Raw genomic sequence first — 23772 nt, 5'->3', positions numbered from 1 at the left:
GGCTCAGCCCTCCGGCGCGTCCCACACCAGCAGCTGCACCGGTGTGGGGTCGTAGGCGTTGCACGGGTTGTTGAGCTGCGGGCAGTTCGAGATGACCACGAGCGTGTCGACCACCGCGCGCAGCTCGACGTACTTGCCCGGAGCGCTCAGGCCATCCTCGAAGGTCAGCCGTCCCTCCGGCGTCACCGGCACGTTCATGAAGAAGTTCACGTTGTGCGTGATGTCGCGCTTGGTCATCCCGTGCTTGAGGACCTCGGCGAGGAACGTCTGGCGGCACGCGTGCATGTGGCGCGTGTGCTCGCCGTAGCGCACGACGTTGGACTCCTGCGCGCAGGCGCCGCCCAGCGTGTCGTGCCGGCCGCAGGTGTCGGCCACGACCTCCATGAGCGTCCGGCCGCTGCCGGTGAGCAGCCGCGACCCGGTCGTGAGGTAGATCGAGCCCTGCTCGCGGATCGTGTCCTGCGCGCTGTAGCGCTCGGCGTGGTCGTGGGCGTCGTAGAAGAGCGTGTCGACCGCCTGGTTGCCCTCGAGGTCGACGATGCGCAGCGTCCCGCCCGCGGGCACGACGTGCGACCAGCCGTCGCCGGCCTGCACGACGACGTCGAGCGCGGCGTCGGCCGGGTGCAGGGACGACGCGACGGTGGTGAGCGTCTCGGTCATGGGACTCCTCAGGCGACGTGGTCGCGGTCGGTGACGGCGAAGGCCCGCTCGTTCTCCGGGCAGGCGAGACGCACGGGGTCGTCGGGGCCGGCGACGCCGACCTCGCGGACGTCGAGCGCCACGGGCTTGGGGTCCCACGGCCCGTCGTCGAGCGGGTGGGGTGCGGTGTTGAGCAGGACGAGGACGTCCATGTCGGCGCGCAGGACGACGCGGCTGCCGGCCGCCGAGGCGCCCGGGTGCAGCGCCATCCGGCCGCCCTCGTCGACGGTGACCTTGCTGAAGAGGTTCACCGTCGCCGCGAGGTCGCGGACGCCGAGGCCGTGCTTGGCCAGCTCCAGGACGAGCTCCTCGCGCGCCCCGCGGCGCACCGCGTTGCGCTCGGCCGCGTAGGTCGACGGGCCGTGCACGCGCTCGAGGTCGCTCAGGCGGCCGTGGCCGCACAGCGGGTCGTGCCACCCGCAGGTGTCCTCGACCACCGACGCCATCACGCGGCCCATGTCGCTCATCAGCGCGACGCCGGCGGTGACGCGGGCGACGTGCTGGGCCTTGAGCGAGTCGGGCACGTTGAGGCGCTCGGTCGGCTCGGCCGGGTTGAGGAGGAGCAGGGCGGCGTTCGCGCCGCCCTGCAGGTCCTCGAGCTCGAGCGCGAAGCCGCGCCGGAGCACGAAGGAGGTCGTGGCGGCCCCGGGGATGACCCGAGCCGTGGTCGCCAGACCCGCCATCAGGCCACCGGCTCCAGCGCCGGCTCGAACGCGGTCCGCGGGCGCATCGCGGCGCGGACGGCCACGCCCCCGATCGCCACGACGACGACCATGAGGATCGCGCCGTAGTTCACGTACCAGGCGGCGTCGGGCAGCCGCGGCCAGGCGATGTTCACGATCTCGAACGCCAGCCACGCGGCGGCGGCGACGTTCACCGCGAGGCCCATGCGCCCGACCTTCCAGTCGCCGTCGGCCCAGGTCCCGCGCAGGCGGCTGGCCAGCGCGCCGAAGACCGGGAAGGCGAAGGCGATGTAGAAGCCGACCGTCGCCATCGAGATGAGCGTCGCGTAGGCGTCGTCGCTCAGCGCGACGAAGAGGCAGGCCGCGGCGGCGACCGCCGAGGCGCCGATCGCGTTGCGCGGCAGCTGGTCGCGGCCCGAGAGCTGGCTCAGCCAGCCGGCGGCGGGCAGCTCGCGGTCGCGGCCCAGCGAGAAGAGCACCCGCGAGACGGCGGCCTGCACGGCGGCGATGCCGGCGATGAAGGCCAGGACCACCATCGCGAACAGCGGCTTGGCGATGCCGTCACCGAGGTGCGCGCTGACGGTGGACAGGATCGGGTCCGGATCCGCCCCCGAGATGGCGGCGCCGAGGTCCGGGATGGCGAGGACGAGGCCGAGCGCCGCGTACATGACGATGAGCGCGACGACGAGGAGGCTCAGCACGAGCGCCTTGGGCACCTGCTTCGTGGGCTCGTCGACCTCCTCGGCGATGTCGCCGGCCGACTCGAAGCCGATGAAGCTCCAGCCGATGAGGGCGACGGCCGCGAGCATCGCGGTGAAGCTCAGCGAGCCGCCATCGACGCCGTCGAAGACCGCCGAGATCGGCTGCTCGCGGAAGAAGAGCAGCAGGATCGTGCCGATGACGACGCTGCCGATGAGCTCGGCGGAGATCGAGAGGGCGACGAAGACCTTCAGCGCCTTCGGGCCCAGGACGTTGGCCGCGGTGGCGACGAGCAGGACGCCGCCGGCGATCAGCAGCAGGACCGCCTTGCTGGGCTCGTCGATGCCGACCAGGCCGCAGAAGAACGGGGCGGCCGCGTAGCACTGGGCCGTCACGAGGACCACGAGCGTCCAGACGTACGCCCAGCCCGCGGCCCAGCCGACGTTGCGCCCGGCGAGCCGCTGCGTCCACTTGTACAGCCCGCCGGCCAGCGGCCAGCGGGAGCTCAGCTCGGCGAGGACCAGGGCGACGAGCAGCTGGCCGCCGAGCACCACGGCGAAGCCCAGCCAGAACGACGGCCCGGCGGAGCCGAGCGCGAGGGCGAAGATCGTGTAGAGCCCGATGATCGGGCTGATGAAGGCGAACGCCAGCGAGAACGCCGAGCGGAAGGTGAACTCCCGCTTGAGCTCGCCGGCGCCCGCTCCAGGAGCGGAGGCAGCGGCCATAGGTCAGACCTTTGCGCGGTGTCGGTCCGCGGTCTTTGGACGCCGGTCGGAACCTGGTTGTCCACCCGGTCGAACCGGGCCGCCAGACGGTCGGGTCAGCCCTGACGGCGGGCGAGCGTCAGCCGGACCTGCCGTGGGTCCACCGCGATGCGCGAGTGGGCGACGGGCTGGCCGTCCGGCGTGAAGAGCAGCTCGGCGAGCTCGAGGTACGGCGCGCCGTCGGGCAGCTCGAGGTGCGCGGGGCCGTCGGCGGAGGCGACGCAGGGCACGACCTCGACGAGCGCGTGGTCGACCGCCTCGGCGGTGTTCGCGGCGATGAAGGCGAACGTCGAGTCGGCGTCCTCCACGTCGTCGGGCCCGACGGTGAGGAGGTCGAGCGCCAGCGTGTCGGTGATCGTCACGGCGGGCTCGCCGTCGGCGCGCAGCAGCCGCTCGACCTCCAGGCACGGCGTGCCCGGCTCGAGCCCGAGCGCCGCCAGGACCTCGGCGTCGGGCACGGTCTCGCGGCGCACGAGCGGGTCGACGGAGGCGACCCGGCCGCCCTGCTCCACGAGCTCGCGGAAGGAGACCAGGCGGTTGAGCGGCATGCCGCCACGCAGCGCCTGGCGGTTGACGACGGTGCCGTGGCGCCGGCGGCGCGTGACGATCCCGTCGTCGGCCAGCCCCTGCAGCGCGGCGCGCACGGTCGCCCGGCTCACCCCGAGGTCGCGGGCCAGCTCGGCCTCCGGCGGCAGCCGGTCGTCGGGGTAGGCGCCGTCGCGCAGCGCATCGAGCAGCCGGTCGCGCGTCGCCTGGGCCAGCCCACCCGGGCTGGACGTCGCGGAGGCTGTCGGGCGGGCGGCGATGGGCGGATCGTAGGGCCGTGCACGGCGGGCGCGCCCGCTTCGCTCCCCGCTGCACTGAACGGCAACGTTCGTCTATGATGCCCTCCCCTGCGGGCAAGGTCGCCCGCGGAGCCTGTCCCGAGGAGGAGTCCCCCGCATGCTGCGTCCCTGCCTGGCCGCCACGGCCGCGTCCCTGTGCCTGGTCGGCCCCGCCCACGCCTCGGTGGTGGGACCGTCGCCCCAGCCCGGCGTCACGCGCCCGGCGATCCTCGTCGGCAACAACTGGGCGGGGACGACCGACGTGGTCGACCCCGACACCTTCGAGCGCCTGGACCGCATCGACGTCATCCCCGACCGCGAGGAGCGCCAGCGCGAGCTGCTGTTCCGGCCCGACCGCCTCGGGCTGTTCCTCGCGGTCCGCGGCCTCATCGGGGAGGGCCACGACCAGTTCAACGACGACGTCTTCTCCTCCAACGACGGCTCGACGATCTACGTCTCGCGTCCCTCGTACGCCGACGTCGTGGCGATCGACCTCGCCACGAAGAAGATCAAGTGGCACGCGCCGGTCGACGGCTACCGCGCCGACCACATGGCGATCAACAAGGAGGGCACGCGGCTGCTCGTCTCGGCCTCGACGGGCAACGTCGTGCACGAGCTCGACACCGCGACCGGGGAGCGGGTCGGGGAGTTCCCGTCCGGCGACTCGCCGCACGAGTCGGTGTACTCGAAGGACGAGACGACGATCTACCACGCGTCGATCGGCCGGGTGTACTCGCCGGTGGACCAGCCCAAGCCGCTGTCCGACGCGCTCGCCGGCGGCGAGTTCTTCCAGGTGGTCGACGCGAAGACGATGCAGGTGCGCAAGCGCATCGACATGGGCGCGAAGATGGCCGAGGCCGGCTACCCCGGCTTCTCGGCGGCGGTCCGGCCGATGGCGCTCGCGCCCGACGAGCGCCACGTCTACTTCCAGCTCTCGTTCTTCCACGGCTTCGTCGAGTACGACCTCGTCGAGGACCGGGTGACGCGCGTCGCGCGCCTGCCCGTCCCCGAGGCGACCAAGCGCATCCCGCGCGAGTCCTACCTGCTCAACTCGGCCCACCACGGCCTGGCGCTCGACCCGTCGGGCAAGCGCTTCTGCGTCGCCGGGACCATGGCCGACTACGCCGCGATCGTGGACCTCGACACGCTGCAGCCGGTCTCGGTCATCCCGGGCATCACGAAGCCCTACTGGTCGACCAACAGCGCCGATGGCAGGTACTGCTACGTCTCGGCCAGCGGCTCGGACGAGCTGTTCGTCATCTCCTACGAGACGGGGCAGGTCGTGCGCCGCTTCGGTGTCGGCTGGCACCCGCAGCGGGTGCGCAACGGCGTCGTGCGCATCAAGGACTTCCCGCAGGGTCGCTACGGCGAGACGTTCCGCGTCGGCGTCACGAACGCGAAGCTGCGGGTGCGCCGCGGCGCGACGCGCGTCGCCTGCCGCGCCGACGCGAGCACGCAGCTGGCGGTCCAGCGCTGCCGGGTGCGGCTTGTGCGCGGCGGCCGGCTCGTCGCGGTAGGCGAGCGCGCGGGCGCCGCGGCCCGCGAGTTCGGCGTCACCGTGCGCCCCACGGACTACGGGAAGGGCCTGCTGCGCCGCGCGGGCGGTCGTCCCGTCGCGGTGCGGATGGCGCTGCGCGCGGTGGACTCCGTGGGGCGCGTCGCGCGGGTCACCCGGCGCGCGTCGGTCGGCTAGCCGCGATGCGCCGCCGGCTCGCCGCCGCCGTCCTCCTCGCCGCGGGGCTCGGGGCGTCCGCGGCGCCGGCGGGCGCGGCGGCGGCCGACCTGCCCGACGCGACCGTCAAGGCCCGCCAGCACGTCTTCGGCCTGGCGAACGTGGCGGCGGACGGCAGCCTCCCGCGCGGGAAGGTCCTGCTCTCGTGGATCACCGTCAGCACGTTCGCCGCGGCGCTCGACGGCCACGTCGTGCTGCTCGACGGCTACGTCCACAAGGTCGAGGACCGGCCCAACTACGTGCCGACGACCGCGCGCGAGGTCGAGGCGCTGCGCCCCGAGGCGGTCTTCATCGGCCACGGCCACTTCGACCACGCGAAGTACGCGGGCCGCATCGCGGCGCGGACCGGTGCCGTCGTCGTCGGGACGCCGGAGCACTGCGCGGGCGCGCGGGCCGAGGCCGGCGCCGCCGCCGACCGGGTGCGCTGCGCGGCGACGGTCCCCGAGGGCGCGCCGGTCGGCGCGCGGGCGCACCGGATCGACGTGCTCGGCGACGGCGTCGAGGTCAGCGCGCTCAAGCACGTCCACTCCGCGGCGGAGGCGCCCGACGGCGAGCAGCACGAGAGCGTCCTCGGCCACGGCCCGCTGCCCGACCTGCCGAGCCTCCTGCTCCATCCCCCCGGCCCGAGCGTCCTGCCGGGGCTGGACCCGTCGGGCGACGAGGGCGGGACGATGCTCTACCGCTTCCGGATCGGCGCCTTCTCGCTGGTCTGGCACGACTCGTCGGGCCCCCTGCGCGAGCGCGGCGCGAAGGTCGTCGAGGCGCTGAAGGCGATGCCGCCGACCGACGTCCAGGTCGGCGCGGTCCTGGGCTTCGGCGAGCTCACCAACGGCGTGCGCGACCCCGTCGACTACCTCGTCGCCCTGCGCCCGAAGGTCTTCGTCCCCAACCACCACGACTTCATCACCGAGTACGGCACCGGCCGGGCCTTCGAACCCGCGGTCAAGGCGGAGCTCGCCAAGCGCGGCCCGTCCTCCACCGAGTTCCGCTGGCTCGCCGACCCGCGTGACTACCTGAAGACCGAGCGCCTGACGTTCGACCTCGCGTCCGACCGCTGGCTCGACGCCTCCGACGCGCCGCGCCTGCAGCTCACGCGGCGCTGCGCCGGCGGGCGGCTGCGGGTGGAGCTGCGGGGCGACGTCGACGCGGTCCGCGACGTGCGCTTCACCCTCGGCCGCCGCCAGGTCGCCCGCGACACCGCCGCGCCGTTCCGCCAGACGATCGCCCGCCCTGCGCTGTCGCGGTCGGCCTCCCGCCGACTGCGCGCGGTCGTCGACCTGCGCGAGGGCCGCGGTGAGCGCACGGTGCCCGCGCGGTCGCGCCCGCGCTGCTGACGGCGACGAGGCAGCGGACGACGAAGGGCCGCACGATGGCGGCCCTTCGTCGATCAGGTCGGAGTCCTGCTTGAGGTAGTCGGGGCGCCCGGATTCGAACCGGGGACCTCACCGACCCGAACGGTGCGCGCTACCAGGCTGCGCCACGCCCCGAACGAGAGCAGGCAGTGTAGCTGCCGACCGGGCAGGACGGTCCGCCGCTCAGCCGGTGCCCGCGACGGCACGGAAGTAGCGCACGGCGAGGCCGGTGACGAGCGTCTGGAAGGCGGCCTCGAGCGCCTCGCCCTCCTCGGCGGCCCAGGCGGCGAGCCCCTGGGCCTCGATGGCCGCGGCCTGCGCGACGACGTCGTCGGCCAGCTCGGGATGGCGGTCGCAGAAGTAGGCCCCGATGGCGTACAGGCTCGAGGAGGTCAGGCCCTCGAGGAACGCGGCGTCGGCGCCCGAGGGCTCGGGCGTCGGGCTCACCCGCCGCCGAGCAGGTCGCCCGCGGCCTTCGAGCCGTCGCCGAGGGCCTCGCCGATGCCCTGCACGGTGTCCTCCACCGCGCGCGGCACCTGGTCGGGCGAGGGGAGCTCGAGCGCGTCGCCGACGCCCTTGACGGAGTCCAGCAGCTCACCGGGCTCCGGGACCTTGGCCCCCGCGCCGGCCGGATCCGCGCCGGCGCCGGCGGCCGGCGCCTGCGGCCTGAGCTTGTCCGCCAGCTCCCGCGCGCCGCGCTCGATCGGCGCGGTCGCGCGCTGGGTCGTCGTCGCCGGCTCGGTGACGGTGCCCTGGCCGGACCCCGACGAGTTCGACGGCGTCGGGTCCGGTGCCGCCGCCGTGGTGCGCGAGGGACCCGACGAGCTCGTCCGCGGGCGGGTCGCTGCGGGCGCGCGGCCGGAGGCGGGCTGCGCGATCGTCGCCGTCGGGGCGTTGGTGGCAGTGAGGCTCGCGGCGCGCAGCTGGTCGCGCTCGCGCGCGTCGGCCGGGTCGCCGGCGACGAGCACCTGGCCGCCCGGGACCGCACCGCCGAGGCGCATGCCGTCGTCGGGTCCGCCGACGGCGCCGGCCCCCGTCCCGGCCACGGCGATCGTCGCGGCCGCCGCGGCGGCCTTCATCCAGGCGATCGTCCCCGCCTCGCCGGCGTGGGCGAGCGCGGGCGACCACTGCGCGAGGCTCTGCGACGCGCCGGTGAGACCGGAGGTGACGCCGGCCGCGTCGTCGGCGGAGCCGCGGCGCAGGAAGGCGGGCAGCGGGAGCAGCGCCAGGAGCTTCGAGCGCAGCCGGCCCTGCAGCAGCTCGTGGATCTCGAGCCCGGCGAGGCGCGCCTGGCGCCGGCAGCGCGAGCAGTGGGCGACGTGGCGGCCGAGCGTCCGGCCGTCGCGCGTGCCCACCGAGCCCTCGACGGCCTTGAGGATGAGCCCCTGGACGCGCTGGCAGCGCTCGCCCGTCGAGAGCTCCTCGTACTCCTCGGTCAGGCGGCGGCGGGCGCGGAAGAGGGTGGACTCGACCGACGGCCGGGTCATGCCCAGGCGCTCGCCGATCTCACGGTAGGAGAGGCCCTCGAGCTCGCGCATCACGAGGATCTCGTGGTGGGACTCCGACAGGCCGCCGAACGCGCCGCGCAGGTCGTCGAGGCGCTGCTTGGCCTCGATCTGCGCCTCGGGCGCGGCGCCGCGGCTGGCGAGCTTGAGGTGCTCCTCGGGAGCCAGGCCGCCGTCGGCGTCGTAGGAGACCTCCTCGGCGCGGCGCGACCGGCGGAACTGGTCGATGCACGCGTTCTTGGCGATCTCGTAGATCCACGGCTTGAAGAGGATCGGGCGGTCGGTCTGCTGCATCCGGCGCAGCGCGGAGATGAAGACCTCCTGGGTGACGTCCTCGGCGCGCCCGTGGTCGCGGACCATGCCCAGGACGTAGGAGGCGATCCGGCGGTGGTAGCGCTCGTAGAGCAGCTCGAACGCGCGCACGTCGCCGCGCCGCACGCGCGCGACGAGCTCGGCGTCCTCCAGATCGGCCGCCGACCGCGTCGTTGCGGTCGGGGCGTCAGCGGCGATGGCCACGTTCCCCGTTCCCCAAGTTCCCCCGCGGCGGGCGTCGGTGCCGCGTCGCGGAACGGGACTGTACCTCCTCGGGTGAGGTCCATGGGGAACAATCGACGAACGTCCATGGCCGACCTCCAGACCGTCATCGCGCACCTCGACGAGCTCCTCGAGAGCGGCGCCTTCAGCGACTACGGACCCAACGGCCTCCAGGTCCCCGCGCGCGAGGGCAAGCAGGTCCGGACCGTCGTCACGGGAGTCTCCGCCCACGGCCCGCTCGTCGAGCGCGCCGCCGCCGAGGGCGCCGACCTCGTCGTCGTCCACCACGGCCTGTTCTGGCGCGGCCAGCCGCTCGAGGTCACGCCCGCGATGCACCGCCGGCTCGCGCCGCTCCTGATCAACGACATCGCGCTGGCCGCCTACCACCTGCCGCTCGACGCCCACCCCGAGCACGGCAACAACGCGCTCCTCGCCGACGCCCTCGGGCTGGACGGGCGTGCGCCGTTCGCCGCCCACGGCGGGCGCCCGCTCGGCGTCCACGGACGGCTTCCCGGCGACGGCCTCGGCGTCCAGGAGCTGCTGGCGCGCGTGCAGGAGGTGTGCGACCACGACGTCCTCCACGTTCCCGGAGGACCCGACCGCGTACACACGCTCGGCGTCGTCTCGGGCGGGGCGAGCGACGACGTCTTCGAGGCGATCGAGCTGGGGCTCGACGCGTTCCTCACCGGCGAGCCCGCCGAGCGCGCGTACGGCGCGGCGGTGGACGGCGGGATCCACTTCCTCGCGGCCGGCCACCACGCCACGGAGACCTTCGGCGTGCGGCGCCTCGGCGAGCTGCTGGAGGCCGAGTTCGGGGTCCGGCACGTGCACGTGGACATCCGCAACCCGATCTGAGTCCTCACGCGGGCATCGGCCCCTTGAGGTCGTCCGGGAGGTGCGGTATTCGTAGCGACCGTCACGAACCCTCACCCCCACATAGGAGGTCGCCTCCGATGGCCATCCACCTGACGCCCACCGAGCTCGCGCGCGAGACCGGGATGGAGCGTCGCGACGTCATCGAGAAGTGCATGGAGCTCGGCGTGCCGATCTTCCAGGGCCGGATCGACAAGACCCTCTTCCAGGCCACCCTCGGCCAGGCTGTGACGGAGGAGCGCGCCGCCACGGCGCCCGCCTAGCGCGAGGGCGCGCGCAGCGCCCACTTGACACCGCGTCACAGCCGGGCGCGGTCTGAGTAGCATCGCCCCTCCGGACCCCCGAAGGCAGGAGCGAGGAGAGACGATGGAGGCTGGGACCGCGCCCGCGCGCACCACGACCGGCTCGAAGACGATCGCCGACCTGTGTCGGCGCGCCGCCGAGACCTTCGGTGACAGCCCCGCCGTCCGCCACAAGGTCGACGGCAGCTGGCAGGACGTCTCCTTCCGCGAGGTCGGGGACGTGGTGACGGAGATCGGGCTCGGCCTGATCGACCTGGGCGTCGGCGCCGGCGAGCGCGTCGCCATCCTCTGCCAGACGCGTCCCGAGTGGACGTACGCCGACTTCGCCGCCACCGCGGCGGGCGGCGTCGTCGTCCCCGTCTACCCCACGAACTCCCCCGAGGAGTGCGAGTGGGTCATCGGCAACTCCGAGGCCGTCGTCGTCGTCTGCGAGGACGCCTCGCAGGTCGCGAAGGTCGCCGCGGTGCGCGACCGCCTGCCGGCCCTGCGCCACGTCGTCGTCGTGGAGCCCTCGGGCGACGTCGGCGACGCGGTGAGCCTCGAGGCCCTGCGGGCTCGCGGGCGCACGCGCGACGCGGCCGAGCTGCGGGCCCGCACCGAGGCCGTCACGCCGGACGACCCGTTCACCTTCATCTACACGTCGGGCACGACCGGCAACCCGAAGGGCTGCGTCCTCACGCACGGCAACTACCGCTCCGTGCTGGACATGACGAACAAGCGCCAGACCTTCGGCGGTGGCGACGACCTCATCTACCTGTTCCTGCCGCTGGCGCACGCCTTCGCCCTGCTGCTGCAGCTCGGCGCCTTCGACAACGGCACGCCCATCGCCTACTACGGCGGCGACACCACGCAGATCATCCCGGAGCTCATGGAGGTCAAGCCGACGTACCTCCCGTCGGTCCCACGCATCTTCGAGAAGCTCCACACGAAGGCCCAGGAGCTGCTGCCGGCGCCGGTGATGCAGGCCATCCGCGAGGTCGGCGGGCCGATCCAGGACGCGCGCGTGCGCGGCGAGGAGCCGCCCGCCGAGCTGCTGGCGACGTGGGAGGCGCCGCTGCCCGGCGACGAGCAGGGCCGCTCGCTGGCGCAGATGGCCGGGTTCGTCCAGGGCCTCTTCGGCGGACGCGTGCGCGAGGCGGTGACCGGCGCGGCGCCGATCGCCCACGAGATCCTCGAGTTCTTCTACGCGTGCGGCGTGCCGGTGATGGAGGGCTACGGGATGACGGAGACGTCGACCGTGGCGACCTCGTCGCGGCCCGGCGAGCACCGCTTCGGCTCCGTCGGCAAGCCGCTGGACGGCGTCGAGGTGCGGATCGCCGACGACGGCGAGATCCTCATCAAGGGCGCCAACATCTTCCAGGGCTACTACAAGAACGCCGACGCGTCGTTCGGCGCCGTCGAGGAAGGCTGGCTGCACACGGGCGACATCGGCCGCGTCGACGAGGACGGCTTCGTCTACATCACCGGCCGCAAGAAGGACATCATCATCACGGCGGGCGGCAAGAACCTCACGCCGGCCAACATCGAGAACGACCTCAAGCAGTCGCGCTGGATCTCCCAGGCGGTCATGCACGGCGACCGCCGGCCGTTCCCGGTCGTCCTCGTCACGCTCGACGAGGAGGAGATCGTCCCGTGGGCGCAGGGGCGCGGCATCGAGGACACGTCGATCCCCGCCCTGGCCAAGCACCCGGACGTGCTCGAGCTCGTCCAGGGCCTGCTCGACGAGGCCAACCGCAAGTACGCGCAGGTCGAGCAGGTCAAGAAGTTCTTCGTCCTGGACCACGACCTCTCACAGGAGACCGGCGAGCTGACGCCGACCCTGAAGGTCAAGCGCAACGTCGTCAACGACAAGTACGCCGCGCAGTTCGACGAGCTCTACGCCGGCGCCTGACCCGCGGGGCCGGACCGCACGGGCGGCCGTCCGCGCGTCGCTAGGCTGGCGACGTGCGGACGGACCCCAGCGACACCGGCGGGCTCTTCGTCGGGCGCCGGCCCGGCACGGCGCCCGTGCGCTACCGCGACCTGCCCGAGGGCGGGTCGGCGGGCCGCCGGCGCGCCGACGGCCTGCTGGCCAACGCGGTCCTCGCGCTCATGGTCTTCGTGAACCTCCTGTTCTGGGGGCCGATCCCGGCGGGCGCGCTGTGGCTCGCCTCGCAGGTGCAGTACTGGACCGACAGCGTCTCCCTCGGGATCGCCACCGGGTTCGGCGTCCTGCTCGCCGTGCTGTTCGGCGCCCTCTCGCTGCTCAAGCGCCTCGACGGCTTCTGGGTGCTCGTGCGCCGCGCCGCCGGCCACGACCAGCGCCAGGGCGTGATCGGCAAGGTCTTCGCCAGCACCGCCGCCGTCGGCGCGCTGCTGTTCGCCGCCTGGTTCCTGCTCGTGGCCGGGCCCGGCCCGTCGCTGGCGCCGACGGGGTAGGCCACCGGCTCGATGGCGCGCAAGGGCCTCTTCTCGTACTACCGCCAGTTCGAGGGCATGAGCGAGCGCGAGGTCAACGCGCAGCTCAAGGAGGCGGCCGACGAGCGTCGCCAGAAGGCCCTGTCCCGGGTCGAGCCGCTGGACCTCACCCAGACGACCTGGCCCGAGGTCCCCCACCCGGCGATCGTCGGCGCCATCACCTTCGCCGCCCGCCGCGGCCTGCACCGCTACGTCGATCGTGCGGCGGGCGAGCTGCGTTCGGAGGTCGCCCACCGCCACGGCGTGCCGGAGGACCGCGTCGCGGTCGGCGACGGCGCGGCGCAGCTGCTGTCCAGCGCGATCACCGCGCTCATGGAGCCGGGCGACGAGCTCGTCACGCCGTGGCCGAGCTACCCGCTCTACCCGCTGGCCGCGCGACGCGCCCGCGGCGTCGCGGTGCCGGTCGCCGGCCACGACGTCGACGCGGTGCTCGCCGCGGTCAACGACCGCACGCGGGTGGTCTGCCTGTGCAACCCCAACGACCCCACGGGCGAGCTCGTCGGCGTCGGCGACCTCGCGCGGCTGGCGCGAGCGCTGCCCGAGCGCGTCGTCCTGCTCGTCGACGAGGCGCTGCGCGACCACGTCGACGCGGAGCCGGCCGACGCCACCCTGCCCCTCCTGGGCGAGCACCCCCGCATCCTGCTCTTCCGCACGTTCAGCAAGGCGTGGGGCCTGGCAGGGCTGCGCTGCGGCTACGCGCTCGGCGGCCCCGGCGCGGAGGAGCTGCTGGACCAGCTCATGCCGGAGCTCGGCGTCGACGAGCTCGCGCAGGCCGGCTGCACCGAGGCGCTGCGCCACCACGCCGACCTCCCCGCGCGCCGCCGCGACCGCCTCGCCCCGCTGCGCGCGCGGCTGCTCGAGGAGCTCCGGGCGCGGGAGCTCGACGTGGCGCCGTCGCAGGCCAACGTCGTCTGGCTCGCCCCGCCCGGCGGCGACGACGCCGGCGTCGCGGTCGCCACCGCGCTGGACCGCCAGGGCGTGCGGGTCGGCTCGGGCGCCCAGCTGGGCGCCCCCGACCGCCTGCGCCTCGTCGTCCCGGTGCGCGAGCCGGACCTCGAGCGCCTGCTGCGCGCGCTCGACGTCGCGCTCGGCCGCGCGGCCTAGCGGCCTAGCCGCCGGCGACGGTCCGCCGGGGGCTGGCGCCCGTCGCCCACCCCAGCTGCGACGACACGACCGTGACGCGCAGCACCCGCCGGCGCGCGGCACGGCCGACGACGAACCGCACCCGGCCGGCGCGGACCTCCTTGCGACCGAGGTCGACCCAGCGCCGCCCGACGAGCCGCTGCACGTGGGCACGCTGGCCCTCTTGCGCCGGCGTGACGGTCGCGTCGAGGCGCACCCGACGACGGCCGACGGCGCGCGCCCGCAGCGCGACCCGGGGACGGACCTGCACCACCCGCGCCGGCGAGACGAAGGGCGGGACGGCGTCGACGGTGGCGTGCAGGACCAGCGGTCGGACGAGCGGTCCCGTGCGGAACGTCGCGCGGCCCGCAGCGTCCGTGGTGACGGCGGCCAGGCGCCCCCAGGCGGCGCCCTCGAAGCGCTGCAGCAGGACCTCGAGGCCGCCGGGCGCCAGGGCGGAGACGACGGTCGTGACGGTCGCCCGGCCGCCGTAGGCCACGGCGTCGGGCGCGAGCGTGTGGAGGCGGCTGATCCCCGGAGGCTGCGCGAAGGACCGCACCGGCGTGCGCGTCTCGCCCGTGGCGTTCACCGCCACCACGGCGAAGAAGACCGCCTTGCCGGGCTGGAGCCCGTCGAGGCGCGCGGTGAGCGTCTCGTTGGCGCCCGATCCGGAGACCTCGCCCGCGGCGGTGCGGCTGCCCAGCCGCGCCGTTGGCCCGTGCTCCACCCACCATCGCGTCGTCTGGCCTCGGGGGTCGAGCGTCGCGACGACCGCGGCGCTCTTCGGCGCGACCGGCGCCCCGGCGCGCAGGCTGAGCGCCGGCGGCTCGCCGGCGGCCGTCGTGTAGGCGACGGGCGCCCCGCTCGCCGTCCCGTCGGCGTTCGTCGCGACCACGCGCGCCTCGTAGGCCGTGGCGGGCGCGAGGCCGCTGACCGTGAACACCACGACCTCGCCAGCGGAGCCGTCGCCGACCGGCTCGACGGTCTGCGCCGGCGTCGTGCGGTCGAACGCCCCGGGCACCCCGTGCTCGACCTGCACGGTGGTCGGCAGGCCCCCGTGGTCGACCGCCGCGACCACCCGGACGCTCGACGACCGCACCTCCTCGACGGGCTGGGTGACGACCGCCGGGCCGGCGGCCTGGGCGTTCGCGGCCGGCGCCGCCGCGGCGACGAACGTCGCCAGCGCCAGCCGGAAGCGCGTCACTGGGCCGCGACGACGCGGCGGGCGCCGTGCGCGGTCACCCAGCCGCGAGCCGTCGGCGTCACGACGATGCGCACGACCGCGCGGCGCGTGCCGCGTGCCACGGCGAACCGCGCACGGCCACCGGCGACGGCCTTGCGCGCGACCGTCGTCCAGCGGGCGCCCACGAGGCGTTGCAATGCCGCGCGCTGACCGCGTTGCTGCGGCGTGATGGTCGCCTGGACGACCGCACGGCGACGACCGGCTGTGCGGACCGTCGATGCGACGCGCGGGCGGACGCCGAGCGTGCGCGGTTGCGACGTCAGCGGCGGAAGCGCCTTCGCTGCGACGCGCAGGAACAGCGGCGCCGTGACGCGTGGGGTGACGAACCTCCAGCGCCCCTGGGCGTCGACGGTCCCGGCGCCGAGGTCCTTCCAGGTGCCACCGTCGAAGGTCTGCAGCAGCACGGGCAGGCCGCCGAGCCCTCGCCCGCCGAGCTGGGCGGTCACCCGGGCTCGCGACCCGTAGCTCACCGCGTCGGACACGAGGTGGCGGACGCTGGCGAGCTCGGGACGGGTCGCGACGGCGCGCACGCCGCTGCGGGTCTCGCCCGCCGCGTTGGTGGCCACCACCTCCAGGTAGGTCGTCGTCGCCGGCTGGAGGTCGCCGATCGCGAACGTCCGGGTGCCTTGGGCGCCGGCGGGCACCTCCACCTCCGCCGTTCGCTGCCCGAGCGCGGGCGTCGGGCCGTGCTCGACCCAGAGCCTCGTCCTGGTGACGTGCGGGTCGACGTGCGCCAGGACGCCGATGGTCGTGGCCGAGACGGCCTCGGCGGTCCTGACGTCGACCTCCGGCCGCTTCCCGGCGGAGGTCGTGAAGCTCACGGTGGCACCGCGGGCGGTCTCGTCGTCGTCGGTCACGGCGATCCGGTACTCGTACGTCGTCGCCGGCGCGAGGTCGTTGACGAACACCGACACCGTCCGCGGGGCCCCGGTCGCACCGCTGACCACGCCGAGCGACTTGTCGAACGCGCCGGGCAGGCCGTACTCGAACCTCGCGGTCGCGCCGGCGTCTGCGGCGCCCACCGTCGCGCGCAGCCTGGCGCTGCTGTCGGTCACCGACTCCGGCTGGAGGGTGATGGCCGTCGGCGACTGGGCGGCCGCGGGCGCCGCCACCACGAGCGTGAGCAGGACGGCGAGCGCCGCGACGACCGCGCGGCGCACTAGGTCCCCGACCCCGACTGGCGCAGCAGTGTGCCCGTCGTCTGCTCGAGGATCTTGCGCCACGCCCGCGGGCGCTGCTCCTCGGCGCCGAAGTGCTTGACGACCTTGCGCACGCGCGTCGCGGAGATCTCGATGCCGTGGCGCTCGGTGATCGCGCGGTAGCGCTCGTAGTCGGTCGCGAGCTTCTGGGTGACCGACTCGAAGCCGTGGCGGGCGATGTCGACGCGGCTCGTGAAGTTCATGATCGACGTCTGGAACATCAGCTCGTCGTCGGGCTCGGGCTCGATCAGCAGGATGTCGACGCCCGGGTAGCGGTCCTCCCACTGCTTGGCCATCTCGTGCAGGCGCTGGTAGGCGAGGAGCTTGAAGGCCTGGTAGCCGATCTGCGGCAGGCCCATGTCGCTGACGTGGCGCGGCCGCGAGCCGAGCAGGCTGCCGACCTGGTGGGTGAAGTCGTTGACGTACGGGACGAGCGGGTTGACGACGACCACGAACTTCGCGCCGGCCTCGACCGCGATGTCGAGGTTCGTGGTGGAGACGATGCCGCCGTCGACGAGCTCGCGCTCCTTGACCTTCGCGGGCTCGTAGACCATCGGCAGGGCGGTCGACGCGCGCACGGCGGTCGAGATCGGGACGTCGTCCCAGCCCTGGGCGCCGAAGACGATGCGCTCGCACGTGTCGAGGTCGGTCGCCGCGAGGTAGAGCTCGCCCTCGAGCTCGCGGAAGTCGTCGCTGCGGTCCGGGTCGCTGAGGACGGTGCGGACGTAGCCCTCGATCCCGGCCCCGGAGTAGACGCCGGCGGGCATCCCCTCGGCCATCCCGAGCACCCAGTCCATGAGCGAGGTCTGCGTCCAGTGGGGCAGCAGCTCGCGCGCCACCTTGACGAACTGCCACGGCAGCAGGGCGCCGCGCTTGGCGTACTCGAGGAGGTTGGGCCGCAGGAGCTGGCCGAGGTCGATGTCGCGAAACGGCGTCGGCACCTGCTGGTTGACGACGCGCATCATCTCCTCGGGCGTCACGCCGTTGGCGGTGAGCGCCGCGACGAACGAGCCGGCGGAGGTGCCGACGTAGACGTCGAACTGGTTGACGGTCCGGTTGACCGACAGCAGGTCGAGCGCCCGCAGCGCGCCGATCTCGTAGACGCCGCCGGTGAACCCGCCGCCGCCGAGCACGAGCGCCGTCTTCGAGCGCCGCCGGCGGCGCTTGCGCTGCCCGGTCTGGCGCGGCTGCTTGCCCCCGTCGAGCGTGACGACGTTCCCCATCCTCGGCCAAGCGTACCCGCGGGCCCTGCCGCCTCGCGCCGTCCGCGTCCGGACATGATCAGGGGCCGCGCAGCGGCTCGGCGGCGCCGGCGGTGTCCGTAGCCTGCAGTGCCCGCGATGCCGCTCCGCCACCGCCTCGCGTGCGCCGCGCTGAGCGCCGCGGCGCTCGCCGCTGCCGCGCCCTCCCCCGCCGCCGCGCTCAGCGCCGACGCCGTGCGCCAGCGCCTGGCCCAGCTCGCCCCGGGCCTCGGCGGCGCCTCCGGCGCCTACGTCGTCGACCTCGACGACGCCGGCGACGAGGTGCTGTTCCGCCGCCGCGAGGACGTCGCCCGGATCCCGGCGTCCAACGAGAAGCTCTTCACCACCGCGGCCGCGCTGCTGCGCTTCGGCCCGAACGCGACGCTCGACACGACGCTCCACGTCCCCGAGGGCGTGGCCGTGGACGACGAGGGCGTCCTGCGCTCCGACGTCTTCCTCGTCGGCGCCGGCGACCCCTCGCTCGACGACCGCGACCTGCGCGGGCTGGCCCAGCAGCTGCGCGATGCCGGCGTGCAGCGGATCACGGGGGGCGTCGTGGGCGACGAGACGCTCTTCGACGCGCGCCGCGGCGGCCCGCGGACCGGCTTCGCCGCCGACCGCGACATGGGCGGCTGGCTCAGCGCGCTGGCCTGGGGCCACGGCCGCGCCTACCCCGGCGGCAACCCGGCGGTCGTGGCCGCCAACCGGCTGCAGCTCTTCCTCAAGCAGGCGGGGATCAAGGTCGGGCGCAAGGGCCGCGCCGGCTCCCTGGGCGACCTGCCCGGGACGCAGGTGGCCAGCGTCCCGTCGCCCCCGATCCGCCAGCTCGCGGCGATCACGAACCAGCCGTCGGACAACTTCTACGCCGAGACGCTGCTCAAGGGCCTGGGCGCGCGCTTCGGCGACGCGGGGACCACGGGCGCCGGCCTGGCCGTCGTCCGCGCGCAGCTCGCGAGCTTCGGGATCCACCCGAGGCTCGCCGACGGCTCGGGGCTCTCGCGGGCCAACCGCGTCACGCCGCGCCAGCTCGTCCGGCTGCTCGACCGCATGGCCGGCCAGGAGATCGCGGGCGCGTGGGACGCGTCGCTGGCGCGCTTCGGCCAGACCGGGACGCTGGCCAAGCGCCTGCGCGGCACGCAGGCCGCGCGGTCCTGTCGCGGCAAGACCGGGACGATCAACGGGGTCAGCGCCCTCTCGGGCTACTGCACCTCGCGCGACGGCGGCCTCGTGGCCTTCTCGTTCCTCTCGAACGGCGTGTGGCCGACGGGCGCCAAGCGCGTCGAGGACCGGATGGTCCGCGTCATCGCGAACTTCGACGGCTAGCCGCGGCGCAGCACGGCGGGGCGGCCCGCGGCGCGGAAGGCCTCGCGGCCGACACGGACCTGGACCGTCACCGTCAGCCGGTGCGCCGCGCGCACGGCGGCGCAGCGGCGGCCGGCCTGCGCGCACCGCCGCAGCGGGACGCGCACCGTCCGTCGGCCCGCCCGGGCCGCGACCGACGGCGTGACCGCGCCGTCCCGGAAGGCGAGGCGCACCCGGCCCGCGGCGGGCAGGGCGACGCGGACCGCGACGCCTCCGCCGGGACGCCAGCGCCTCGAGGTGATCCGGGCCGTGGCCTTCGCGGCCGGGTGGGCCGGGCCGGCGGCGCACTCCGGCGCGACCGGGCAGCGCAGCGGCGGCTCCTCACGGGTCCCGGAGCCCGTCGTCGCCGTCGCGCCGAGCGCGTCCGGCGCGATGCCCACCAGCCCGAGGAGGTCCGCCTGCGGGAAGACGAGCTGGGAGCAGGTCGAGCGCGGGATGCGCGCTGGGTCGGCCGGACCCGGATGGCCCAGCGCGTCCGCGGTGAGGGCGAACGACACGGCGTCGGCGGCGAGGAAGATGTGGTCGAGGCCGTCGACGAAGGCCCGGCCGGGGCACACGTCCTGGATCTGCATCGAGCGTCCGGCGCCCGGCGGCAGCTCGTTCACCGCGGGCTGCGGCGCGACGGTCGAGTCCGGCAGCGTCCCGATCGCCGTCACGTCCGGCCCGTCGGGGAACGCGAAGCGCCGCATCGCCGCCATGAACCGGGAGCCCTTGCCGAACTGCACGAGCGACGTCTGGCATCCGTCGTCGCAGCGGTGGCCGAGGCCCGTGGAGCCCTCGTCGTAGAGCCCTGCGAGCCCGACGACGTCGTCGACCTGCGGCGCGAGCTCCGGCGCGAGGCGCAGCGCCGCGACGACGTGGAAGCCGCCCTGGCTGTGGCCGATCAACGACACCTTGCGCCCGCCCGCCCGAGCGATGACCTCGCGCAGGGCGGCGTTGACGACCGGCATGGAGTCCTGGACGTCGACCGTCCCGCGCTGCGGCAGGTCGACGGTGCAGATGCCGTGGCCGCGCTCGCGAAGCGCCTTGGCGAAGCCCCACGACCAGTTCGTCCGCGAGTCCACGTTCGTGCCGTGGACGAGCAGGAGCGGGGTCGCGGGCCGGCTCGCCACGCCGGCGTCGCAGACGAGCGCGTCGGCCGCGTGGGCGCGCGGGGCGCAGGCGGCGAGGCCGGCCAGCGCAGCCGCGGCGAGAGCGAGGCTCCGGCGTCGCACCCGCGTCAGCGACGCGGGCGCTTGCAGCCGGCCTTGAACGGGCAGCGCAGCGCCGGCTCGCGCGTCGTGACGACGCTCTCGGGCGCCTTGGCCTGCGAGAACTCGCGGAAGCTGCGCATGAACGTGGGGAAGTCGGCGCCCGGCATGAGCACCTGCCCGCAGACGCCGCGGTCGATCCGGCCGGCCCGGGCGACACCGCGGTGGTCCAGCGCGTCCTTGGCCAGCGCGAAGGCGACGGCGTCGCCGATGAGCGAGATGTGGTCGAAGCCGTAGAAGAACTTCCGGCCGGGGCAGACGTCCTGGATCTCGATCGACGTGCCGCGGCCCGAGGGGGGCCGGTTGACCGCCGGCTGCGGCGTGACCGTCGCGTCGGCCGTCGAGCCGATCGCGGTGATGCGTGAGCCCGAGGGCATCGGCAGCCGCTTGAGGGCCCTGGTGAAGTTCGAGCCCGCAGCGAGCTGCAGCAGCGCCGGCTCGCAGCCGTTGGCGCACGCGGCGGCGACGCCGTCGGACCCGCGCGTGTAGCCGCCGCCCAGGCCGATGACGTCGTCGACGCGCTTGGCGAGGCTCGGCGCGGTGCGCAGGACGGCCGCGGCGTGGAAGGCGCCCTGGCTGTGGCCGATGAGCGAGACCTTCCGGCCCCTCGCCCGGCGGATGACCTCGCGCAGCGCCTGCTCGACGCGCTTGAGGGACGTCTGGACGTCGCCCAGGGCGCGGCGCGGGAGGTCGATCGTGCAGATGCCGTGGCCGTCGTTGCGCAGCACGCGCGCGTAGCCCCAGGACCAGCTGACGCCGGCGTCGGTGTTCGTGCCGTGGACGAGGAGGAGCGGCGTCTTGCCGTTCGCCAGGCCCGAGTCGCAGCGCAGGCCCGTCACCGACGCGGCGTTCGCCGCGGGCGCCACCGCGAGCGCGACCAGCAGCGTCGCGACGAGGGACGCGAAGAGAGCTCCCCACCTCATGCGTCCAACCTACCGGCGCCCGCGCGGTCCTCGTCGCGCTTCACGTCACGTTCCTCGGCATCCGCGCGCCCGCGCCTGATGGCCCGCGTCCGCCGCGCTCAGCGCCCGCGTCGCGGCGGCGGCTCGGCCGGGGTGGGCGCCGGCGCGTCGCCGAGCTGCTCGAGCAGCGCCGCTTCGTCGATGACGGGGATCCCGAGGCGCTCGGCCTTCGTGAGCTTCGAGGCGCCGGGCGAGTCACCGGCCACGACGACGTCCGTCTTGCCCGAGACCGAGCCGGTGACCCGGCCGCCCGCGGCGACGATCCGCTCCGTGGCGTCCTCCCGCGTGAGGTCGGGCAGCGTCCCGGTGAGCACGTACGTCCTGCCGGCCAGCGGCCCCTCCCCCGGCGGCGGGCCCTCGACCTCGAAGCTCAGGCCCTGCTCGCGCAGGTCGGCGACGAGCGCGCGCAGCTGCTCGTCGGCCAGCTGGTCGTGGATGACCTGGGCCATCTTGGGGCCGATGCCGGGCGTCCCCGCGATCTCCTCGGGCGGGGCGTCCAGCAGCGCGTCGATCGTGCGGAAGTGCTGGGCGAGGTTGCGGCCGGTGACGAACCCGACCTCCTCGAGGCCGATGGCGAAGAGCACCCGCCCGAAGGGCCGGGCCTTCGAGCGCTCGATCGAGTCGACCATCCGCCGGGCGCTGATCGCCCCGACGCCCTCGAGCTCCTGCAGGCGCTCGGGGGTCAGCCGGTAGAAGTCCGCCGCCGTCCTGACCAGGCCGGCCTGCTGGAGCATCCACACCTGCTTCTCGCCGAGGCCGTCGACGTCCATGGCGCCCTGCGAGACGAAGTGCTTGAGCAGCTGCCACTGGCGCGCCGGGCACGCGCGGTTCGGGCAGCGCGTGAAGACGGCTCCCTCGGGCTTGACCGTCGGCGTGTCGCACGACGGGCAGCGCGCGGGCGGGCGGGGTGGGTCGGCCCGGCCCTCGCGCTCGGCGGCGTGAGGCGCCGGCGACAGCACCTGCGGGATCACGTCGCCCGCGCGCAGGACGATGACGTCGTCGCCCTCGCGCAGGTCCTTGCGCGCGAGGTCCTCCTCGTTGTGCAGCGTCGCGAGCTTCACCGTGACGCCGCCGACGTGGACGGGCTCGAGGTTGGCGAACGGGTGCAGGTCGCCGAACTTGCCGACGTTCCACATGATCGACGTGAGGCGCGTCACCGCCGTCGTCGGCGGGAACTTCCAGGCGATCGCCCAGCGCGGGTCGCGCCCCACGACGCCCAGGCGCCGCTGCAGCTCGTAGTCGTCGACCTTCACGACGACGCCGTCGATCTCGAAGTCCAGCGCCCCGCGGCGCTCCTCCCACGCGCGGCACTGCGCGACCGCGTCGTCCTCACCGTCGACGACCGCGATGTCCGGGTTCACCGGGAAGCCGTGCTCGCGCAGCCACTCCAGCGCCTCGGAGTGGCGTTCGAGGTCCAGGCCCTCGCGCGCGCCGATGCCGTAGGCCCAGAACGACAGCGGCCGCTGCGCCGCCAGCGCCGGGTCGAGCTGGCGGATCGTCCCCGCGGCGCTGTTGCGCGGGTTCATGAACGTCGACAGGCCCTGGGCGGCGCGACGCTCGTTGAGCGCGGTGAAGTCCGGCAGCGACATGTAGACCTCGCCGCGGACCTCGACGAGCGCGGGGACGTCGCCGCCCTCGAGGCGCAGCGGGATCGCGCGCATCGTGCGCAGGTTGTGGGTGACGTCCTCGCCGACCTCGCCGTTGCCGCGCGTGGCGCCCCGCTCGAGCACGCCGTCGCGATAGAGCAGCGACATCGCCAGGCCGTCGATCTTCGGCTCGCAGACGAAGGTGAACGCCGGGTCCTCGATCCCCTCGCGCGCCAGGTGGTTGCGCATCCGCCCCACCCACGCGCGCAGCTCGTCCTCGCTGCGCGCGTTGGCCAGGGAGAGCATCGGCTGCAGGTGCCTGACCTTCTCCAGCGCGCCGACCGGCTCGCCGCCGACGCGCTGGGTCGGCGAGTCGGGCGTGACGAGCTCCGGGTGCTCGGCCTCGATGCGCCGCAGCTCCTCCATGAGCGCGTCGAACGCGTCGTCGCCGATCTCCGGGTCGTCGAGGACGTAGTACTGGTGCTCGTGGTGGCGGATCTGCGCGCGCAGCTCCTCGGCGCGGGTGGCGGCGTCGGTCGCCGCCACCGGCTACTCCACCTCCTCGGCCGCGGGCGCGACGAGGCGGCCGAGCTCGGCCATCGACAGCGGGCCGATGCCGTCGTGCTGGGTCAGGTCGAGGTGGACCGGGGTGACGGAGATGCGCCCCGCATGGACCGCCGCGAGGTCGGTCCCCGGCTCGTCCTCGAAGCCCGGGTCGGAGCCGTAGATCCACAACGTGCGCCGGGCGCCCTCGCCCTCGCCCGTGTCCTCGAGGCGGTCGCGGTAGATCCGCTTGCCCAGGCGGCAGACCTCGACGCCCTCGGCATCGCCCGCGGGGACGTTGACGTTGAGCAGCGTCGAGGGCGGCAGGGGGACGTCCTCGAGCTCCTCGACCAGCCGGGCCGTGAAGCGCGCGGCCTGCCCGAAGGAGAACTCGACGCCGAGCCGGAAGTCCATCTCGCGCTTGAGCGACTGCTGGGAGACGGCGATCGCCGGCAGCCCCAGCACGAGGCCCTCCATCGCGGCCGCGACGGTCCCCGAGTACGTCACGTCGTCGCCGAGGTTGGCGCCGTGGTTGATGCCGGCGACGACCAGGTCGGGCGCCCAACCCTCGACGAGGCCCAGCGACGCGAGGCGGACGCAGTCGACGGGCGTGCCGTCGCACGAGAAGGCCGGCGTGGAGCCGTCGTCACCGAGGTCGACGCGCTCGACCATGAGCGGGCGGCGCGTGGTGATGCCGCGCCCGATCGCCGACCGGTTGCCGTCGGGCGCGATCGTGACGAGGTCGATCCCGTCGACCTCCTGCAGCGCCGCGCGCAGGGTCTGGAGGCCCTCGGCCTCGATGCCGTCGTCGTTCGTGAGGAGGACCCGCATCTGTGCTCG

At 74.7% G+C, this 23772-nt stretch carries 21 protein-coding genes and 1 tRNA gene; 8 read left to right on the top strand and 14 right to left on the bottom strand.

What is annotated here, in order from left to right:
* Window positions 1-3: 3 nt before the first annotated feature.
* From JUB12_RS19150 to JUB12_RS19135, 4 genes are all read right to left on the bottom strand, one after another.
* Entirely contained in the window at window positions 4-660 is a 657-nt protein-coding gene (locus JUB12_RS19150) for an urea amidolyase associated protein UAAP2 (protein ID WP_205697040.1), read from the bottom strand.
* A gap of 8 nt (window positions 661-668) precedes the next feature.
* Window positions 669-1382, bottom strand: coding sequence for an urea amidolyase associated protein UAAP1 (locus tag JUB12_RS19145; protein ID WP_205697039.1), 714 nt, complete (start codon window positions 1380-1382; stop codon window positions 669-671).
* On the bottom strand, window positions 1382-2806 hold the full coding sequence (locus JUB12_RS19140) for an APC family permease (protein ID WP_205697038.1): 1425 nt from the start codon (window positions 2804-2806) through the stop codon (window positions 1382-1384). The genes JUB12_RS19145 and JUB12_RS19140 overlap by 1 nt, the downstream gene beginning before the upstream one ends.
* Before the next feature lie 95 nt (window positions 2807-2901).
* Window positions 2902-3606 (bottom strand): GntR family transcriptional regulator, encoded by a 705-nt coding sequence (locus JUB12_RS19135; protein WP_256436591.1) that lies wholly within the window; start codon window positions 3604-3606, stop codon window positions 2902-2904.
* 181 nt (window positions 3607-3787) lie between these two features.
* Here JUB12_RS19135 and JUB12_RS19130 point away from each other — a divergent pair, with 181 nt between their 5' ends.
* Window positions 3788-5362, top strand: a complete 1575-nt coding sequence (locus JUB12_RS19130; protein WP_205697036.1) for a YncE family protein — start codon at window positions 3788-3790, stop codon at window positions 5360-5362.
* Between the two features lie 5 nt (window positions 5363-5367).
* The gene (locus tag JUB12_RS19125) at window positions 5368-6735 is read left to right on the top strand and encodes an MBL fold metallo-hydrolase (RefSeq protein WP_205697035.1); all 1368 of its coding nucleotides are present in this window, start codon (window positions 5368-5370) and stop codon (window positions 6733-6735) included.
* 79 nt (window positions 6736-6814) lie between these two features.
* Here the strand turns inward: JUB12_RS19125 and JUB12_RS19120 are convergent.
* The 3 genes from JUB12_RS19120 to JUB12_RS19110 all read right to left on the bottom strand — a co-directional run bounded on the left by JUB12_RS19120 (window position 6815) and on the right by JUB12_RS19110 (window position 8774).
* A tRNA-Pro gene (locus tag JUB12_RS19120) sits at window positions 6815-6888 on the bottom strand.
* A 48-nt stretch (window positions 6889-6936) separates the two neighbouring features.
* Window positions 6937-7200, bottom strand: coding sequence for a hypothetical protein (locus JUB12_RS19115; RefSeq protein ID WP_205697034.1), 264 nt, complete (start codon window positions 7198-7200; stop codon window positions 6937-6939).
* Complete coding sequence (locus JUB12_RS19110; RefSeq protein ID WP_205697033.1) at window positions 7197-8774, bottom strand: RNA polymerase sigma factor; 1578 nt, start codon at window positions 8772-8774, stop codon at window positions 7197-7199. The genes JUB12_RS19115 and JUB12_RS19110 overlap by 4 nt, the downstream gene beginning before the upstream one ends.
* Before the next feature lie 105 nt (window positions 8775-8879).
* On the opposite strand from JUB12_RS19110, the gene JUB12_RS19105 reads away from it, so the two are divergent.
* From JUB12_RS19105 to JUB12_RS19085, 5 genes are all read left to right on the top strand, one after another.
* Window positions 8880-9647 (top strand): Nif3-like dinuclear metal center hexameric protein, encoded by a 768-nt coding sequence (locus JUB12_RS19105; RefSeq protein WP_205697032.1) that lies wholly within the window; start codon window positions 8880-8882, stop codon window positions 9645-9647.
* A gap of 98 nt (window positions 9648-9745) precedes the next feature.
* Window positions 9746-9928 (top strand): hypothetical protein, encoded by a 183-nt coding sequence (locus tag JUB12_RS19100; RefSeq protein ID WP_205697031.1) that lies wholly within the window; start codon window positions 9746-9748, stop codon window positions 9926-9928.
* Window positions 9929-10031: 103 nt separating this feature from the next.
* A complete protein-coding gene (locus tag JUB12_RS19095) occupies window positions 10032-11858 on the top strand; it encodes a long-chain fatty acid--CoA ligase (protein ID WP_205697030.1) in 1827 nt (608 codons plus the stop codon).
* Between the two features lie 53 nt (window positions 11859-11911).
* Window positions 11912-12385, top strand: a complete 474-nt coding sequence (locus JUB12_RS19090; protein ID WP_205697029.1) for a hypothetical protein — start codon at window positions 11912-11914, stop codon at window positions 12383-12385.
* A 12-nt stretch (window positions 12386-12397) separates the two neighbouring features.
* Window positions 12398-13528, top strand: a complete 1131-nt coding sequence (locus tag JUB12_RS19085) for a histidinol-phosphate transaminase (protein WP_205697028.1) — start codon at window positions 12398-12400, stop codon at window positions 13526-13528.
* Window positions 13529-13532: 4 nt separating this feature from the next.
* Here JUB12_RS19085 and JUB12_RS19080 read toward each other — a convergent pair whose 3' ends face one another.
* Genes JUB12_RS19080 through JUB12_RS19070 form a run of 3 tightly spaced genes read right to left on the bottom strand, consistent with a single transcriptional unit; the run spans window position 13533 to window position 17211 of the window.
* Window positions 13533-14750 (bottom strand): hypothetical protein, encoded by a 1218-nt coding sequence (locus tag JUB12_RS19080; protein WP_205697027.1) that lies wholly within the window; start codon window positions 14748-14750, stop codon window positions 13533-13535.
* Window positions 14747-15949, bottom strand: coding sequence for a hypothetical protein (locus JUB12_RS19075; RefSeq protein ID WP_205697026.1), 1203 nt, complete (start codon window positions 15947-15949; stop codon window positions 14747-14749). The genes JUB12_RS19080 and JUB12_RS19075 overlap by 4 nt, the downstream gene beginning before the upstream one ends.
* Window positions 15949-17211, bottom strand: coding sequence for a patatin-like phospholipase family protein (locus JUB12_RS19070; protein ID WP_205697025.1), 1263 nt, complete (start codon window positions 17209-17211; stop codon window positions 15949-15951). Before JUB12_RS19070 ends, JUB12_RS19075 begins: the two co-directional genes overlap by 1 nt.
* Before the next feature lie 117 nt (window positions 17212-17328).
* On the opposite strand from JUB12_RS19070, the gene dacB reads away from it, so the two are divergent.
* Window positions 17329-18552 (top strand): D-alanyl-D-alanine carboxypeptidase/D-alanyl-D-alanine-endopeptidase, encoded by a 1224-nt coding sequence (gene dacB, locus JUB12_RS19065; protein ID WP_205697024.1) that lies wholly within the window; start codon window positions 17329-17331, stop codon window positions 18550-18552.
* On the opposite strand, the gene JUB12_RS19060 is transcribed toward dacB, so the two are convergent.
* The 4 genes from JUB12_RS19060 to surE form a co-directional block, all read right to left on the bottom strand.
* Entirely contained in the window at window positions 18549-19805 is a 1257-nt protein-coding gene (locus tag JUB12_RS19060; RefSeq protein ID WP_205697023.1) for a triacylglycerol lipase, read from the bottom strand. The two genes, dacB and JUB12_RS19060, sit on opposite strands and share 4 nt — an antisense overlap.
* A gap of 5 nt (window positions 19806-19810) precedes the next feature.
* Complete coding sequence (locus JUB12_RS19055) at window positions 19811-20764, bottom strand: triacylglycerol lipase (protein ID WP_205697022.1); 954 nt, start codon at window positions 20762-20764, stop codon at window positions 19811-19813.
* Window positions 20765-20862: 98 nt separating this feature from the next.
* Window positions 20863-22935: an NAD-dependent DNA ligase LigA gene (gene ligA / locus JUB12_RS19050; RefSeq protein WP_205697021.1), complete on the bottom strand. Its 2073-nt coding sequence runs from the start codon at window positions 22933-22935 to the stop codon at window positions 20863-20865.
* 3 nt (window positions 22936-22938) lie between these two features.
* On the bottom strand, window positions 22939-23763 hold the full coding sequence (gene surE / locus JUB12_RS19045) for a 5'/3'-nucleotidase SurE (RefSeq protein ID WP_205697020.1): 825 nt from the start codon (window positions 23761-23763) through the stop codon (window positions 22939-22941).
* Window positions 23764-23772: the final 9 nt, after the last annotated feature.

This window comes from Conexibacter sp. SYSU D00693, from assembly GCF_017084525.1.
Lineage (GTDB): Bacteria > Actinomycetota > Thermoleophilia > Solirubrobacterales > Solirubrobacteraceae > Baekduia.
The sequence above is the reverse complement of the archived record's forward strand: the minus strand, read 5'-3'. Positions and strand labels throughout refer to the sequence as shown.